Raw genomic sequence first — 13,876 nt, 5'->3', positions numbered from 1 at the left:
TGATTCTGAAAAACGGTCCTCCATCGGGTGCATGGACGACCAATACTGAAGCTGATTCTGAAAAACGGGCTTCCATCGGGTGTATGGACGACCAATACTAAAGCAGATTCTGAAAAACGGTCCTCCACCGGGTGTATGGACGACCAATACTGAAGCTGATTCTGAAAAACGGGCTTCCATCGGGTGCATGGACGACCAATACTGAAGCTGATTCTGAAAAACGGTCCTCCATCGGGTGCATGGAGGACCAATACTGAAGCTGATTCTGAAAAATGGGACTCCATCGGGTGTATGGACGACCAAAACCGAAGCAGATTCTAAAAAACGGGCCTCCACTAAGTGAATGGACGACCAAAACCGAAGCAGATTCTAAAAAACGGTCCTCCATCGGGTGGATGGAGGACCAAATAGGGTTCAGGATTTGAAAAACAGTCCTCCATCAGTAAATGGAGGACTCCCAAAAAACCAACAAACAAACCCTTCCAAAGATACTCGTCGTCTTAAGAACAAGTTTCCCCCGTTATTTAAACACCGGCTCTTTGAACTGTGCCAGCTTTTCAAGCGAGGATTTCTCCACGTCTTCATGCAGGCTGTTGCCATGTGAATCCATTGTCACCACCGCAGTGAAACCTTCGACTTGGAGGTGCCACATGGCTTCAGGGATGCCGAAATTCATCAGATCCACGCCGTCTACCGACTTGACACATTCTGCGTAATACTGGGCTGCACCTCCGATGGCATTTAGGTAAACGCCGCCGTGTTCCTTCAATGCCGCAAGGGTCTTGGCGCCCATGCCGCCTTTTCCGATTACGGCGCGGATGCCGAACTTCTTCATGATATCCCCCTGGTAAGGCTCTTCACGAATACTTGTCGTCGGCCCTGCCGCTTTTACATGCCAATTGCCTGCTTCATCTTTCAGCATAACTGGTCCGCAATGGTAGATAACTTGTCCATTCAGGTCCACTGGTGCGTCATTGTCCATCAAGTACTTATGGATCGCATCACGCCCGGTGTACATTCTGCCGGTGATTTTCACTACATCGCCAACCTTGAGCTGGCGGATTTGCTCTTCCGTAATCGGGGCAGTAAGCGTAATGGCTTCCTGTGAGATTGGAGCTTCAGCCGCTGCGGCGATTTCCGCAACTGCCGCACCTTCGCCGGATTCGTCAGCAAAGTCGATGTCTTCGCCTTCCTGGTATAGCCAGTCCTTAATTTCGCCAGTTTCCGGGTTTACCTGCACACCAAGCCGGCGGAATGCCCAGCAGTTGTACGCAACCGACACAAAGAAACTTGCCGGAATGCGGTTCATCACACCAACCTTGCATCCAAGAAGGGTGGTCTCGCCGCCGAAGCCCATCGTGCCGATTCCCAGCTCATTGGCATTATCCATGATGTATTCTTCAAGCATGCGAAGCTCTTCGTTAGGATTCACATCATCCACCGACCGGAACAGCTGCTCCTTCGCCAAATCATAGCCTGAAGAGCGGTCGCCGCCGATGCCGACACCGATAAAGCCGGCGCTGCAGCCTTGCCCCTGCGCCTGATAGACGGAATGCATGACGCACTTGCGGATTCCGTCAAGGTCCCGTCCGGCACGGCCAAGGCCTTCAAGTTCGCATGGCAGGCTGTACTGAATGTTTTTATTTTCACAGCCGCCGCCCTTTAAAATCAGGCGCGCATCGATAAAATCCTTCTCCCATTGTTCAAATTTGATGACAGGCAATCCGAGCCCAAGGTTATCGCCGCTATTATCGCCAGTAAGCGAGTCGACGGAATTCGGGCGCAGCTTGCCGTCCTTTGTTGCCTGGGCGATGGCAGCTTTTATCGCCTCTTTCATCTGAAGCTGGTTGGCCCCAACAGGAACCTTCAGTTTAAAAGTAGGCAACCCTGTATCCTGGCAAATCGGCGATACATTTTCATCCGCCATTTTAATATTATTGGTAATCGTCGCCAAACTCATGGCAGAGCGGGTTCCGGCATTCTCGCGCTGCTTCGCGCCCTTAATCGCACGGCGCACGTCCTTTGGCAGGTTTGTAGATGTTTGCACAATCAAGTGGTACATGCTCTCCTGAAACTTTTCCATGTTCATTTGTTTATCCCCTCTCCTCATGCTCCCATATTCGTCAATCTATTTTTGTGAATTTTCTATTACAATACCGCTTTCATTATACTCCTATCGCCGTTCTTTTAAAAGATGGAAACTCCTAATCCCTCTGAACCGACTCCAAAAAAAAGAGACCCGGCAGGCCTCTTTATTTGTCGCGGTTATTGAACTCGCGGCATTTTGCATCCATTTCCTCGACAATCGCGATCATGCGGTCGATGTCCTCCAGCTCGGCCTGTTCCGGATCGATGGCATCCAACAGATCCATAAAGGCGTTCAAGCGGTGCTTTAGAAATACCACTTGGGTATTTTGGTCTTTAATCGGGCTTCCCAATCAACTCTCTCCTTTCACTTCGTACTCATCCTAACGAAAAAAGGCCGCTGTTGCAATCTTAATCAAACGTTTGATTAAATTTTTCAGCACATACTTCGGGCAAACTTATTGTCACCTGTCTGCACCGTTTCCATTACAAAATTAAATCAGGAGCAGGCAAAGCTTGCCTGCTCCCAATCTGCTGCGTCATTCATCGATTCCAGCAGCCTTGCCTTCCCTGCTGGAATCGGCGGCGCCATACATTTCTCCCGATTCCGGGTCGATTGCAATGGCCTGGACATTGCCGATTGGATAAGGATCCTTGCTAAACTCGTAGCCCAGCTGCTCCAGCTTTCCCTTTGCCATTTCGTCTACATGCGCTTCCCAGCCAATCAGTGGACCAGTACTGTTAAAAATGCGCGGTTCTTCAATCGCTTCCTTTAAATCCATTTTAAAATCCAGAACATTTACAAGCGTCTGGAATACGGAACCCACAATAGTAGGTCCCCCCGGCGACCCGAGCGTCAGCACAGGTTTTCCATCCTTGAACACGATAGTCGGACTTTTGCAGCTGACAGGGCGTTTCCCGGCTCTAGGCTCGTTTAACCCGCCCGGCACTGGATCAAAATCGGTCAGCTCATTGTTAAGCATAAAGCCATAATCCTTCACCATAATTCCTGAACCAAATGGATGCTCGACTGTCGAAGTGCAGGCAACGATATTTCCCCAGCGGTCCATAACAGTGAAATGAGTCGTTTCGCTTCTTTCCCGCTCAGGCTCAAACGGCTGCGAAACCACACTGATTTCCTCCCCATTCTCGTAGGCCCACGGGTTCCCAAAATCGATGGCTGCATTTTTCCCTTCAAAATTGATAAATTTGCGGCGTTCACGCAGGTAATCCTCGTTAAGCAGCCCCTCGACAGGGATATGGTTGAATTCCGGATCACCCGAGAAAGCGACTTTGTCCGAAAAAGCAATCCGCATGGCTTCGACAAACAGGTAATACTTTTCCCATGACTTGGCATCATACTTGCTTAGGTCGAATCCTTCAAGGAGTTTCAGGATTTGCAGCACGGTGGTTCCGCCAGCACTCGGCATATTGGAGGATGCCACCTTGTATCCTCTGTACTCACACCAGACAGGCTCGTCAATCATTGGCCTATAGTCCTTCAGGTCGGACAGCTCCATAAATCCGCCATTTTCCTTTAAGGTAGACACAATCGCTTCCGCTATTTCGCCTTCATAAAATGCCTTGATGCCTTCCCTTTGCAAAATCCTGTAGGTTTTAACAAGATGCTCCTTGAAATAGGTATCCCCTTCTGCCAGCGCCTTTCCTTTTGGGAGGAACAATTCCCTCGCCTGGTCATTCAGGCGGTATTCGAATTCCTTTAACGCCCAGTCAAGCATGAAGTTGACGTGGATGCCATTTTCGGCCGCCTCAATGGATGGCTGAATCAAATCGGACAGCTCCTTTGTCCCATGCTCCTGCAGGGCGGCATCCATCGCGGCCAATATGCCTGGCACTCCTACGGCCGTTGCATGGGTAGACCTTTTTTTAAACGGAATGACTTCCCCTTTGTCATCCAAAAACATCTCAGGGTGAGCCTTTTTTGGCGCCTTAGAGTGGCCATCGTAGATTTTCGTTGTGTTGCTCTCACTATGATGAACCATGAAAAATCCGCTGCCGCCGATTCCGGTCATCATCGGCTCCCCAAGATTAAGGGCGAATTGAACCGCAACAGCTGCATCGATGGCATTTCCTCCTTCTTTCAGGATTTGGTTTCCAATATCGGTTGCCACCGGATGGGCTGATACGACCATCCCTTTTGCACCCTTGGCTGTTTCTCTTTCATACTCACTTCTATTTGAACGGGTTATTATTTCTTTTCCTTTTGCCATATTATTGCCTCCAATTCATTTGACAGACAGATATCAGTTTTTACCCGTTTCATCCTTAAGCAAAACTATGTTGAAATAACAAAAGACCAGTCCTAATCCGGACTGGCCCTTTCCTGTAATTCCTTTTTATCGATTATTTTTGTTCATTTGGTCTTCGGGAGGAATGGAAAGTGTATTGGAAGTGTTCCCCAGCTCCGGAGTATCTTTCGGCTTGCTGTCCATTCCTGTTGCATAGGCATCTGTCACACCGGAATCAGTGGTTTTGACGCTCATATTGGTGTTGCTGTTGCCTGTTGAACCCGATGTACTCTCATTATTCTCACTCGCGGCATCCACTACAGGGTTGTCCATTGCCACAGCTCCTGCCTCTTTCACTTTGGAGCCGATTTCAGCCAGTTCACCTTTTGCCTCCATGGCGGTATTTACCGCCTGGGTCGTGATTTCCTTCGCCTCGCCTACTTTGCCGAACATATCCTTGTTTAGACGCTCGTACAAGTTTTGCGCATCGCTGATGGCTTCCTTCAATACATTGGACGCGTCCTTGAATGAACTCATCATCTGCTCTTTTACATCTGTAGGGTTGTTTTTCACTTCACTGATCATGTTCATGGAAGAATCTTTCACATTTACCGCGGCGTCCTTTACTTTTGTCCTTGTGTTGGCATCAAGCATCGCCAGGACTCCGCCAATCACGCCGCCGATAAGGATTCCCTTCATCATTTTGCTGTTATTGCTTGAAGATGAAGTTGTAGTCGCTGCGGACGAACCGAATGATGTTTTTACATTGTTCATTGAAGAATCCATGCTGTTCGTTTGATTGGGTAAAATATTTTGTGGCATTATTAGTTCCTCCTTAACGTAGTTAGTATGTGCGATTATATTGGTGTAATTCCCGGCATCGCAACACGCTAAACACCTTTGTCAGGAGAAGTGGAAATACAAGGATAAAAACACAGCAAAAATGCCGGCGCTATGGCCGGCATTAAATTGAATTATCTAGGGCGTTCACTTGACACAAACCCAAAAGTCACATGATCCTGAATCGGAATCCAGGCCCCAATTCCCTGGGAGGTAACATTTTTTACTACAATCATCTTCTTGTTTCCTTTTAACATCAAGTAAACTTCCCCGTATGTTACCTTGCCCTTTTCATTGATGGCAGGCGCATAGGCGTACAGATAGCCAAGGCGGTTTGGCTGGATGTTATAGATATGGTCTTTTTTTGTACCAGCGCCGACAATCGTTTCCAAGGCCAGCGGCAGCCCTGTCTTTTTGGCGGCTTTCAGCATCATCATCTTTTGGACATCTTCAGCGTTCTTTACCTTCGCCGTCAGGCCCCCTTTGACAGCTTTTTGCTGCTCCTGAACATAATGGATTTGATAGGGAGCGTTGCCGCCACGGTTATCATAATAATTGGTATTGATTTTTTGGTACTGCCAATTTGGCGATGTCTCCGTCGATTCGTAATTAAGCGGCCACTCTCCGAGATAAACGATGGCCCGGTAGCCAATGGCAAAAGGCGTACTGTTAATGCTTGTTTCGTTCAAAAGACGAATAAGATCAGGATTTTCAATTTTAACCTTCGAGGTCTCGATCAATGTTTTTGCAAGCTCGCTCGGCTGCAAAAAAGGCAGGTCCTCGGCTGGGTTTGGATAGGTATTGTCCTTTGTGATATTCATAACAGAATCAGGAATTGAATATATAGCCTCCTGCTTGGGAGCAGGTGCTGGCTTATCACCCTTCTTCTCAGCGGCCGCCGGTGATAAAAAAGCTAGCATGAACACCATGCCTAAAAGGATAATGCTGTACTTTTTCATGATGTCGGACTCCTTTCCATACTACAAAACATTCTTGATTGTAGTTTTTTCGTAGTCCGCGCAGATTATCCGCTTTTTTAAAATTATCTTGGAGAAGCAGCCAGTTTTTCGAAAAGCCTTTGAGCGTAAGGGGCGAACAGCTGCAGCAGCGGCCCGACGGCAAAGGTGACAATTACCGTTCCAATCCCAATCGGCCCGTTAAAGAAAAAGGCAAGGATTAGAGCCGTCGTCTCCCCGATGGTTTTTGCGACCATCAAGCTGAATCCAAACCTCTCCCTTAACGCCATCATCAGGCTGTCAATCGGACTGAGCGGTAGCTTCCCCTGAATATAAATGGATATTCCAATGCTCATGATTAGCAAGCCCGACAGAAATATGAGCCCCTTGGACAAAAGCCCGACTGCCGTTAGGTCTTTAAAGGCGATCAGCAGCCAAAAATCAATGAATACACCCGTCAGAAACAACGTTATGATGGCGCCAAAATCAGGCCGCCGCTTTCCAAGATAGGCATTAAAGATAATCAGGAAAATTCCTACAAGAACAACCCAGGTCCCCGGAGTGAAGGCGACTGTTTCCGACAGGCCGACATTGAGGGCGTCCCATGCTCCGGAACCAAGTCCCGATTTGATTGTCAGGGATATTCCAAGCGACAACAGTACCAGGCCGACTAAAAAGAACATTATTCTGTAAAACCACATCATCGTGTTATCTCCTTTAGTGATTAAAAACTCTGCTCCAGGCAGGAACAGAGTGGTATTATTATTATTATTATTTATTTTCTTATATCCTCTAAAAACTTATGCCTTCTTTATTTGGAAACAGGCGGTTTCGGGATGATTTCAAACGTCTCATGCACTTCAATACTGCCAATGACAGATTGAACCATCGAGCAATTCTTCCGCGTGAGCTCCATGGCTCTTTCAAGTTTGCTCTCGCTAAGGTTTGTGCCGGTAATCCTGAAATGGACAGTGATTTTCTCCACACGGTCCGCCTCTTCAGAGTTGCGCTCTACATCCGTTTTAATTTCTATATCACTGAATTCCTGCCTCATTTTGTTGAGGATTTTCCTCAGGACTCCACCGCTGCAGACGGCAACAGAAGCCACAAGAAGCTGGTATGGCCGGAAACCATATTCCTCATCGCTCGCTACATCAAGCCGGCCAAAACCGAGGTCTGCGTAAAAACCAACGTCCTTTTTCATTTTAAATTCCATTCCCGTTCCTCTCCCTTTCCCAGGTTCACCTGAACCTGTGCGTCTAAGAGAGAGTATACTATTTTTCCCGACCTTATACATTAAAAACATTTCCCTTGCCAGGGGAGTGGCTCTCAGTTACCATCAAGGAGGAATAATATGGAACGGAGTAAAAACATGGGAAATAAATTTCACTTTTGGATTCTTGTTAGCATCGTAGCCATTTCGGGTTTATCTCAGGGGATGCTACTTCCTTTGATTGCAATCATTTTTGAGCAGGATGGCCTGTCATCCTCCATGAACGGCTTCCATGCCACCGGTCTTTATATAGGAATCCTCCTTGCCTCTCCCTTAATGGAAGGTCCGCTTAGAAGATTTGGCTATAAGCCCATCATTCTGACTGGCGGCTTTGTGGTGGTATTGTCACTTGCACTTTTTCCAATCTGGAAATCGTTCTGGTTTTGGTTCATTCTTCGTTTCTTGATTGGCATTGGAGACCATATGCTTCACTTCGGAACCCAAACATGGATTACATCGGCGTCTCCAAAGGACCGCCTTGGCCGGAACATCGCCCTTTATGGCTTATTTTTTGGGCTGGGCTTCACGCTGGGACCGCTTCTGACGAGGCTGCTGGAAGTCAGCGAAGCGCTGCCGTTTATCATATCTTCCGCCATCAGCCTGACAGCGTGGCTGCTTGTCTGGGTTCTCAAGAACGAATTTCCCGAAAAGGATTTGGAAACAGGCTCCTTCTTTGGTACCATGAAACGCTTTGGCAAGGTGTTCAAGTATGCATGGGTCGCGTTCCTTCCGCCATTTGGCTACGGATTCCTGGAAGCATCCCTCAACGGGAACTTTCCTGTATATGCACTAAGGAACGGGATTGAAATTGGCGCTGTGGCCATTATCCTGCCTGCGTTTGCCGCTGGAAGCATCGTTTTCCAGCTGCCGCTTGGAATCCTTAGCGACCGGTTTGGCCGAAAAAGAGTCCTGCCAGCTGTCATGCTAGCCGGCTTTATTTGCTTTACAGCAGCCGCTATGCTCCAGGATTCCGTAATCGGATTGCTCATCTGCTTCTTTGTTGCCGGGATGCTCGTTGGTTCCACCTACTCCCTTGGCATTAGCTTTATGGCGGACCTGCTTCCCCGGCCGCTCCTGCCGGCAGGCAACCTGATGGTAAGTATCTTCTTTTCATTAGGAAGCATTTCAGGACCGCTTATCGGAGGTCTGGCGATTCAGCACTTAAAAGGTGCAGGCTTCTTCTATGTAATCAGTACCATGCTCCTGCTGATTTTCTTCGCCCTGATCAGCTTCAGGCCGGCACTAACCGCGAAGGAGTCCAGCACCGCATAGAACATAACAGAGGAAAAGGGAGCTGATCTTCAGCTCCCTTTCTTCATTAGTGGTATCCGTTCGATTTGTTAGCAGAACTTGAAGTTTTATGTTTCGGACTGGATTTGCCCTTTTGTTTCGTTTTGCCTTTTCCCATCCTGATCGCCTCCTATAAGAAATGCGCAAACGCCTTGTCAGCACCGACAAGCGCTGGAGCTGGACAGTTATCCAAAAAAGTGAGGCATCTGCCTCTCTTATAGCTTTTGCCAATAGGGCATATTCTTCTCAGGAAAAACAAGGCAGGCAGCCTTTATTTCTTTTCACTGAAATAGGCATTGATTTGACCGCCGATAATGATGATGAAAGCCGATAAATACAGCCAGATCAACAGGACGATCACGCCTCCAATCGGTCCGTAAATAACTGTATACCGACCGAAATTACTGACATAGAAAGAAAAAGCCCAGGAAGCAGCCGCCCAGCCGCCAGTAGCAAAAAAGGCGCCCGGGAGTGCTGAGGTTATTTTCAGCCTTTTATTCGGGGCAATCCAGTAAAGTCCGGTAAAAACAAAGAATAGAACAAACAGGGAAACCATCCACCGCATCGTATTCCAGGTGTCAAGGAACTCCTTTTTCATTCCAAGCTGCGAAAAAATCAATTCACCTAATTCGCGTCCAAATACCGGCAGAAGCAGAGCCAGGATAAAAACGAAGATCATCGCAACTGTCATGACAATCGACATGAGCCTGGCAACTATAAACGAGCGGGTCTCCTCCACGCGAAAGGCTTTATTGAAAGCCCGCACAACGGCATTGATTCCATTGGAAGCGGACCACAGTGTGGCCAAGATTCCAAAAGATAATAAGGCTCCGTCCCTTTTAAGTACATTTTCCATGTTGTTATTGAAAAAATCCGCCGTGTCACCCGGTGCAAAGTCCCTGATGAAATGCATAATATCGTGATGGCTTATCGGCAAATACGGCAGGAGTGACACGAGGAAGATGAGAAGCGGAAACAAGCTGAGCAAAAAGAAATAGGCTAACTGGGCAGCCAGGGCAGGAACTTCGTCCTCGTGTATCCTGCGCCAGATTCCCCTAAAAAAAGACAAATCAATCATAGTGCACCCCTTTGCCCACTAATTGGATAGCCTGTCCCCTTCGCTAGGAACCTGAAGCCTCGCCTTCAGGTTTGCCCATTCTGTTGATCACTTTTTTGGCATCTTCCACAATTTCGGCCACCTGGGGCGGAACATCGCGGATTTCCTCCACTTTTTCCGTTATAAAAGCGACATCATCAGATACCTGTTCAATCGTATGCTTGACTTTATATACCGTATCCTTAACATCCTCGATAAATTCATCGGGATGTTTGGCTATGTATGCGATACTGCCGGACGCTTTTTGGAAATCTTCCCTCACGGCGGCTCTTGTTCCTCTATCAAGAAGAGAGATTGCCCCGCCAGCAACTGCGCCAAGTGCCATTCCCAGCCAGAACTTCTTCGAACTTGCCATACTGTCCCATCCTTCCTATTGTGATTTAAAAGAATATAACCTACTACCATTTTCGTCCATTTCCCTGCTTATATGCAAGTTTGAGGCTAAATCTTTGTCCCGGGATAATGAAAATTACTCCTGTTTGCAACAACAACATCCCCTTAAATTTGGTTGACATTTATTTAAGAACATGGAAAGATGTTGGTACAAACGGCGGGAGGATGAAGAAAATGGACCTTTCAGTAAAATCTGCTGAAAATGTTGAATTTATGATAGAAAAGATCAAGGAAAAGCTGAATGTTTTAAACATGGGCGCCATCAAGCCATCACATTTTGATGAAGAAATGTATGAAGAACTCCGCGATATTTATGAGATGATCATTAAAAAGGATTCCTTCAGCATCAATGAAATGCAAGCCATTGCCGAAGAGCTAGGAAGCTTAAGAAAACAGTAAAGGAATTCAACACCGAAAAGGCGGACGCATTGCCGCCTTTTTCCTATTCCTGTTCGGTCAGGATTTTGATTCCATCTTTGGTTACCGCGATCGTATGTTCATATTGGGCGGACAACTTCCCATCGATGGTGCGGGCGGTCCAGCGGTTGCCGTCCATTTTCGTTTTCCATTCTCCAAGATTGACCATTGGTTCAATTGTAAAAACCATTCCTTCCTTAATGCGCGCCCCTTTTCCCGGCAGTCCAAAGTGAGGGATATCGGGTTTCTCATGAATGGAAGCTCCAATTCCATGCCCGATAAATTCCCTGACAACCGACATCCCTTCCTCTTCGACGTAGCTCTGGATGGCATAGCCAATGTCGCCAATCCGGTTTCCGGGAACGGCCTGGGCAATGCCCCGGTAAAGCGCCTCCTTCGTAACTTGCAGCAGGTTTTCCGCTTCGCCCGATACATCGCCGACGGGATAAGACCAGGCAGAATCGGCAAGCGCTCCGTTAAGGTTCACCACCATGTCGATGGTTACGATATCTCCCTGTTTGAGGGGTTCCTTACGGGGAAATCCGTGGCATACTTCATCGTTGATGCTCGCACAAGTGGCATACTCGTAACCCCTGTATCCCTTCTGCTCGGGTTTGGCCCCATTTTTCCCAAGGAAGCGTTCAACAAATTCATCAATTTCCCAAGTCGAGATTCCCGGCTTAACCATCCTGGCAATCTGTTTATGGCAGGCAGCCAGCAGTTTCCCTGCCTCGTGCATCCTCTCAATCTCCCGCTCCGATTTCAAAACAATCATTCCTTCATCTCCCTGAAAAAGTTTCATTTCTTATCCTTATATTAGCTTATACGCTGCAGACTGTAAAAAACACAAAAAAAGCCTTCTTGCGTGCAGCAAAAAGGCTTCTGTAGGCAGCTAGCTATTTCAACAAGTTCAAAGCCTCGCGGTTAAAGGCTGGTATATCATTGGGCTGCCGGCTGGTGACCAGCTGTTTTTGGCAGACAACCACTTCCTTGTCCGCATAATTGGCTCCAGCATACTCCATATCAACAGCAATGGATTTATAGCCGGTTGCATCCCGTCCCTCAAGAGCCTTGGCCGTGATCAGGAGCTGCGGTCCATGGCAAATGGCGAAGACAGGCTTCTTTTCATCCATGAACGACTTGGCAAAATTAACAAAACGCTCGTCTGCACGCAGCAAGTCCGGTGAAAAGCCGCCCGGAATGAACAACGCATCAAAATCGGCTGGATTCACTTCATCAATGCCCTTATCAATCTTCGTTGTGACTTCACCTTGCTTCCCAGTCACTTCCTTGCCGCCTTCCTTTTCAATCGTGACCACTTCGTGTCCAGCATCCATGAACGCTCTTGCTGGTTCAATATATTCAGAGTCCTCGAACTGATTGGTAAGCACGCACGCTATTTTTTTACCCATTTCGCTCACTCCTTCTAAAAGTTTGTCCACTTGTACTTCTTCCCCATGGACACTTTATAAAACATAAGAAAAGCGTAAGCGCCTTGTTCAGCCTTTTAAAAAAACAGCCGCTCTTTGCGGCTGCTTCTCAGGTGACCCGGTCCATTCTTCTGGCAAAATCGACAAACCGGAATTTGTCCGGCCTGTGCCTTGACTCTGTAAACTGGAACAATGTAGCGTCGTCAAAATAGATATAGTTTTTTACCACAACAATGGCATGGAAGCCTTCCATGTCCAGATAGGTCCGATCTTCCTTTGATGGCTCTTCAACGGTAAATTCCTTTTTAGCAAAACTGATCTTCCTGCCAAGCTGCCCTTCAATGAAATCAAAAATGGATTGGGCGCACACCTCTTTTGTAAGGCCAGGCACATATTTTTCGACCAGATGGTCCTTATCAAGGATGATTTTTTCGCCATCAATTTTACGCACCCGGGTGACGCTCCAGATTGGCTCTTCTTTGTTTACATTCAATTGCTTCACAATCTCCTCGTCAGGGAGGCCAAGGGTAAACTTTTCAACCGCTGTCTCGGCTTTGCTTCCCATCTGTCCGGCAAGTTCCTTAAAACTGACAAGGCCCGAGATTGGAAATTGCAGTTTTTTCAAATCGAGCACAATTGAGCCTTTGCCCCTGATCTTTTGAATCAATCCCTTTTGGGCAAGCAGGTTCAAGGCTTTCCTGATCGTTTCCCTGGAGGTCTGATACGTTTCGGTCAATTCATTCTCCGAGGGCAGGATGGTTCTGGCAGGATACTCGCCTTCCTGGATTTTCCGGGCAAGCTCATCATAAATGACCAAGTATTTGTTCTTCATCTTCTCACCATTATTTCTCACTAATTGATACCATTCTACCCGTTTTCATGTTATTTGAGAAACATTTCCCCAAATCCTCATAAAATTCTCTTTTTTTGCGAATAATTTAATGATATTATCAATTACCGCATGGCAGTTTTGATAAAACTAATGTACCATTGCAATAGTAATAAAGGATTAATTTTGTTCAATCGATGTTCGCCATATGGAACTCGGATTTCGGATTTGCTATCATTATTCCATAGAAGAAAAAGGTGTGTGAAAGCAGTGATTGGAGAAAGAGTGAAAAAATACCGCCAGGAACGAAAAATGTCTTTGTCCGAGCTCGCAGAACAGGCAGGAGTGGCAAAATCCTACCTGAGTTCGCTTGAGAGAAATCTTCAAAAAAACCCTTCGATACAATTTCTCGAGAAAATAGCCTCGGTTTTGAATATTCCCATCGATCGGCTGATCCACGATGAACCTAATAAGGAATATGTGGACTCGGACTGGATTGGCCTTGTCCGCGAAGCAATGGATTCCGGAATATCCAAAGAGCAATTCAAGGAGTTTCTTGAATTCAATAAATGGAGAAGCAACCAAAACAAATAGTATTTGGTAGGAGTTCCTTTTTTAAGGGGCTCTTTTTGCTCAAAAAAGTGCAAGCACCTTTAAATTCTTTTTAAAGAAAAAACAACCCCCTCAAGAGTCGTTTAAAATTCAAACTATGTAACCTCCCATTCTAACTTCCCGCCATCAGGACTTCCTCGTTCTTGCTATTAAGAAACCTCCTGATTTCCTCTTTGTCCAGGCCCATTTCCAAAGCTTCCTTGATGAGTTCCACCCATTCCAAATCCAATTCTCCTAGCTCCATCTTTTCCATCGATCTTATTCCCCCCAAAATACGAAACGTATTCCAGGCAATCCGGCTGTCGTAGAATGAGTGATTCCTTAGACCCGTGACTTTGCGTCCCATCCTTTCAAATGGTTTGCCTTTTTCTGTTCCTTTAGTCCG

The 13,876-nt window shown here is 46.9% G+C and carries 16 protein-coding genes and 1 riboswitch; of the genes, 3 read left to right on the top strand and 13 right to left on the bottom strand.

Going from position 1 to position 13,876, the window contains the following annotated elements; translation table 11 throughout:
* Positions 1–520: 520 nt before the first annotated feature.
* From WQ57_RS20815 to WQ57_RS20785, 7 genes are all read right to left on the bottom strand, one after another.
* Positions 521–2,089 carry a fumarate hydratase gene (locus tag WQ57_RS20815; protein ID WP_046525674.1) on the bottom strand — a complete coding sequence of 523 codons (1,569 nt, stop codon included), beginning with the start codon at positions 2,087–2,089 and terminating at the stop codon, positions 521–523.
* Positions 2,090–2,252: 163 nt separating this feature from the next.
* Positions 2,253–2,438, bottom strand: a complete 186-nt coding sequence (locus WQ57_RS20810; protein WP_046525673.1) for an SE1561 family protein — start codon at positions 2,436–2,438, stop codon at positions 2,253–2,255.
* 186 nt (positions 2,439–2,624) lie between these two features.
* Positions 2,625–4,316 carry a gamma-glutamyltransferase gene (gene ggt, locus WQ57_RS20805; protein WP_046525672.1) on the bottom strand — a complete coding sequence of 564 codons (1,692 nt, stop codon included), beginning with the start codon at positions 4,314–4,316 and terminating at the stop codon, positions 2,625–2,627.
* Positions 4,317–4,442: 126 nt separating this feature from the next.
* Positions 4,443–5,156, bottom strand: a complete 714-nt coding sequence (locus WQ57_RS20800; RefSeq protein WP_052948841.1) for a hypothetical protein — start codon at positions 5,154–5,156, stop codon at positions 4,443–4,445.
* Positions 5,157–5,308: 152 nt separating this feature from the next.
* Entirely contained in the window at positions 5,309–6,133 is an 825-nt protein-coding gene (locus WQ57_RS20795; RefSeq protein ID WP_046525671.1) for a YfkD famly protein, read from the bottom strand.
* A gap of 83 nt (positions 6,134–6,216) precedes the next feature.
* Positions 6,217–6,834, bottom strand: a complete 618-nt coding sequence (locus WQ57_RS20790; RefSeq protein WP_046525670.1) for a YczE/YyaS/YitT family protein — start codon at positions 6,832–6,834, stop codon at positions 6,217–6,219.
* A 107-nt stretch (positions 6,835–6,941) separates the two neighbouring features.
* Positions 6,942–7,346 (bottom strand): OsmC family protein, encoded by a 405-nt coding sequence (locus tag WQ57_RS20785; protein ID WP_046525669.1) that lies wholly within the window; start codon positions 7,344–7,346, stop codon positions 6,942–6,944.
* A 138-nt stretch (positions 7,347–7,484) separates the two neighbouring features.
* Between WQ57_RS20785 and WQ57_RS20780 the strand changes: the two genes are divergently transcribed.
* On the top strand, positions 7,485–8,675 hold the full coding sequence (locus tag WQ57_RS20780) for an MFS transporter (protein ID WP_084820341.1): 1,191 nt from the start codon (positions 7,485–7,487) through the stop codon (positions 8,673–8,675).
* A 289-nt stretch (positions 8,676–8,964) separates the two neighbouring features.
* Here WQ57_RS20780 and WQ57_RS20775 read toward each other — a convergent pair whose 3' ends face one another.
* Complete coding sequence (locus WQ57_RS20775; RefSeq protein ID WP_046525668.1) at positions 8,965–9,771, bottom strand: YihY/virulence factor BrkB family protein; 807 nt, start codon at positions 9,769–9,771, stop codon at positions 8,965–8,967.
* A gap of 43 nt (positions 9,772–9,814) precedes the next feature.
* On the bottom strand, positions 9,815–10,165 hold the full coding sequence (locus tag WQ57_RS20770; RefSeq protein WP_046525667.1) for a YtxH domain-containing protein: 351 nt from the start codon (positions 10,163–10,165) through the stop codon (positions 9,815–9,817).
* Positions 10,166–10,377: 212 nt separating this feature from the next.
* Between WQ57_RS20770 and WQ57_RS20765 the strand changes: the two genes are divergently transcribed.
* Complete coding sequence (locus WQ57_RS20765) at positions 10,378–10,602, top strand: DUF1128 domain-containing protein (RefSeq protein WP_046525666.1); 225 nt, start codon at positions 10,378–10,380, stop codon at positions 10,600–10,602.
* A 43-nt stretch (positions 10,603–10,645) separates the two neighbouring features.
* On the opposite strand, the gene map is transcribed toward WQ57_RS20765, so the two are convergent.
* The 3 genes from map to treR form a co-directional block, all read right to left on the bottom strand.
* A complete protein-coding gene (gene map / locus WQ57_RS20760; RefSeq protein WP_046525676.1) occupies positions 10,646–11,395 on the bottom strand; it encodes a type I methionyl aminopeptidase in 750 nt (249 codons plus the stop codon).
* 121 nt (positions 11,396–11,516) lie between these two features.
* Entirely contained in the window at positions 11,517–12,032 is a 516-nt protein-coding gene (locus WQ57_RS20755; RefSeq protein WP_046525665.1) for a type 1 glutamine amidotransferase domain-containing protein, read from the bottom strand.
* A gap of 127 nt (positions 12,033–12,159) precedes the next feature.
* Positions 12,160–12,882 (bottom strand): trehalose operon repressor, encoded by a 723-nt coding sequence (treR, locus tag WQ57_RS20750; protein ID WP_046525664.1) that lies wholly within the window; start codon positions 12,880–12,882, stop codon positions 12,160–12,162.
* A gap of 267 nt (positions 12,883–13,149) precedes the next feature.
* Here treR and WQ57_RS20745 point away from each other — a divergent pair, with 267 nt between their 5' ends.
* Entirely contained in the window at positions 13,150–13,473 is a 324-nt protein-coding gene (locus tag WQ57_RS20745; RefSeq protein ID WP_046525675.1) for a helix-turn-helix domain-containing protein, read from the top strand.
* Positions 13,474–13,603: 130 nt separating this feature from the next.
* Here WQ57_RS20745 and WQ57_RS26325 read toward each other — a convergent pair whose 3' ends face one another.
* Positions 13,604–13,744, bottom strand: a complete 141-nt coding sequence (locus WQ57_RS26325; RefSeq protein ID WP_084820340.1) for a DNA-binding anti-repressor SinI — start codon at positions 13,742–13,744, stop codon at positions 13,604–13,606.
* A 33-nt stretch (positions 13,745–13,777) separates the two neighbouring features.
* A riboswitch (cyclic di-GMP riboswitch) is annotated at positions 13,778–13,865 on the bottom strand.
* Positions 13,866–13,876 lie beyond the last annotated feature (11 nt).

The sequence above is a fragment of the Mesobacillus campisalis genome (genome assembly GCF_000986785.1).
GTDB classification, from domain to species: Bacteria; Bacillota; Bacilli; order Bacillales; family Cytobacillaceae; genus Mesobacillus_B; species Mesobacillus_B campisalis.
This window is presented reverse-complemented; position numbering and strand designations above follow the sequence as displayed.

Coding starts and splice junctions, on each gene's coding strand:
- WQ57_RS20815 (WP_046525674.1), bottom strand. CDS start 2,089: ATGAACATGGAAAAGTTTCAGGAGAGCATGTACCACTTGATTGTGCAA.
- ggt (WP_046525672.1), bottom strand. CDS start 4,316: ATGGCAAAAGGAAAAGAAATAATAACCCGTTCAAATAGAAGTGAGTAT.
- WQ57_RS20800 (WP_052948841.1), bottom strand. CDS start 5,156: ATGCCACAAAATATTTTACCCAATCAAACGAACAGCATGGATTCTTCA.
- WQ57_RS20795 (WP_046525671.1), bottom strand. CDS start 6,133: ATGAAAAAGTACAGCATTATCCTTTTAGGCATGGTGTTCATGCTAGCT.
- WQ57_RS20790 (WP_046525670.1), bottom strand. CDS start 6,834: ATGATGTGGTTTTACAGAATAATGTTCTTTTTAGTCGGCCTGGTACTG.
- WQ57_RS20785 (WP_046525669.1), bottom strand. CDS start 7,346: ATGGAATTTAAAATGAAAAAGGACGTTGGTTTTTACGCAGACCTCGGT.
- WQ57_RS20780 (WP_084820341.1), top strand. CDS start 7,485: ATGGAACGGAGTAAAAACATGGGAAATAAATTTCACTTTTGGATTCTT.
- WQ57_RS20775 (WP_046525668.1), bottom strand. CDS start 9,771: ATGATTGATTTGTCTTTTTTTAGGGGAATCTGGCGCAGGATACACGAG.
- WQ57_RS20770 (WP_046525667.1), bottom strand. CDS start 10,165: ATGGCAAGTTCGAAGAAGTTCTGGCTGGGAATGGCACTTGGCGCAGTT.
- WQ57_RS20765 (WP_046525666.1), top strand. CDS start 10,378: ATGGACCTTTCAGTAAAATCTGCTGAAAATGTTGAATTTATGATAGAA.
- map (WP_046525676.1), bottom strand. CDS start 11,395: ATGATTGTTTTGAAATCGGAGCGGGAGATTGAGAGGATGCACGAGGCA.
- WQ57_RS20755 (WP_046525665.1), bottom strand. CDS start 12,032: ATGGGTAAAAAAATAGCGTGCGTGCTTACCAATCAGTTCGAGGACTCT.
- treR (WP_046525664.1), bottom strand. CDS start 12,882: ATGAAGAACAAATACTTGGTCATTTATGATGAGCTTGCCCGGAAAATC.
- WQ57_RS26325 (WP_084820340.1), bottom strand. CDS start 13,744: ATGGAAAAGATGGAGCTAGGAGAATTGGATTTGGAATGGGTGGAACTC.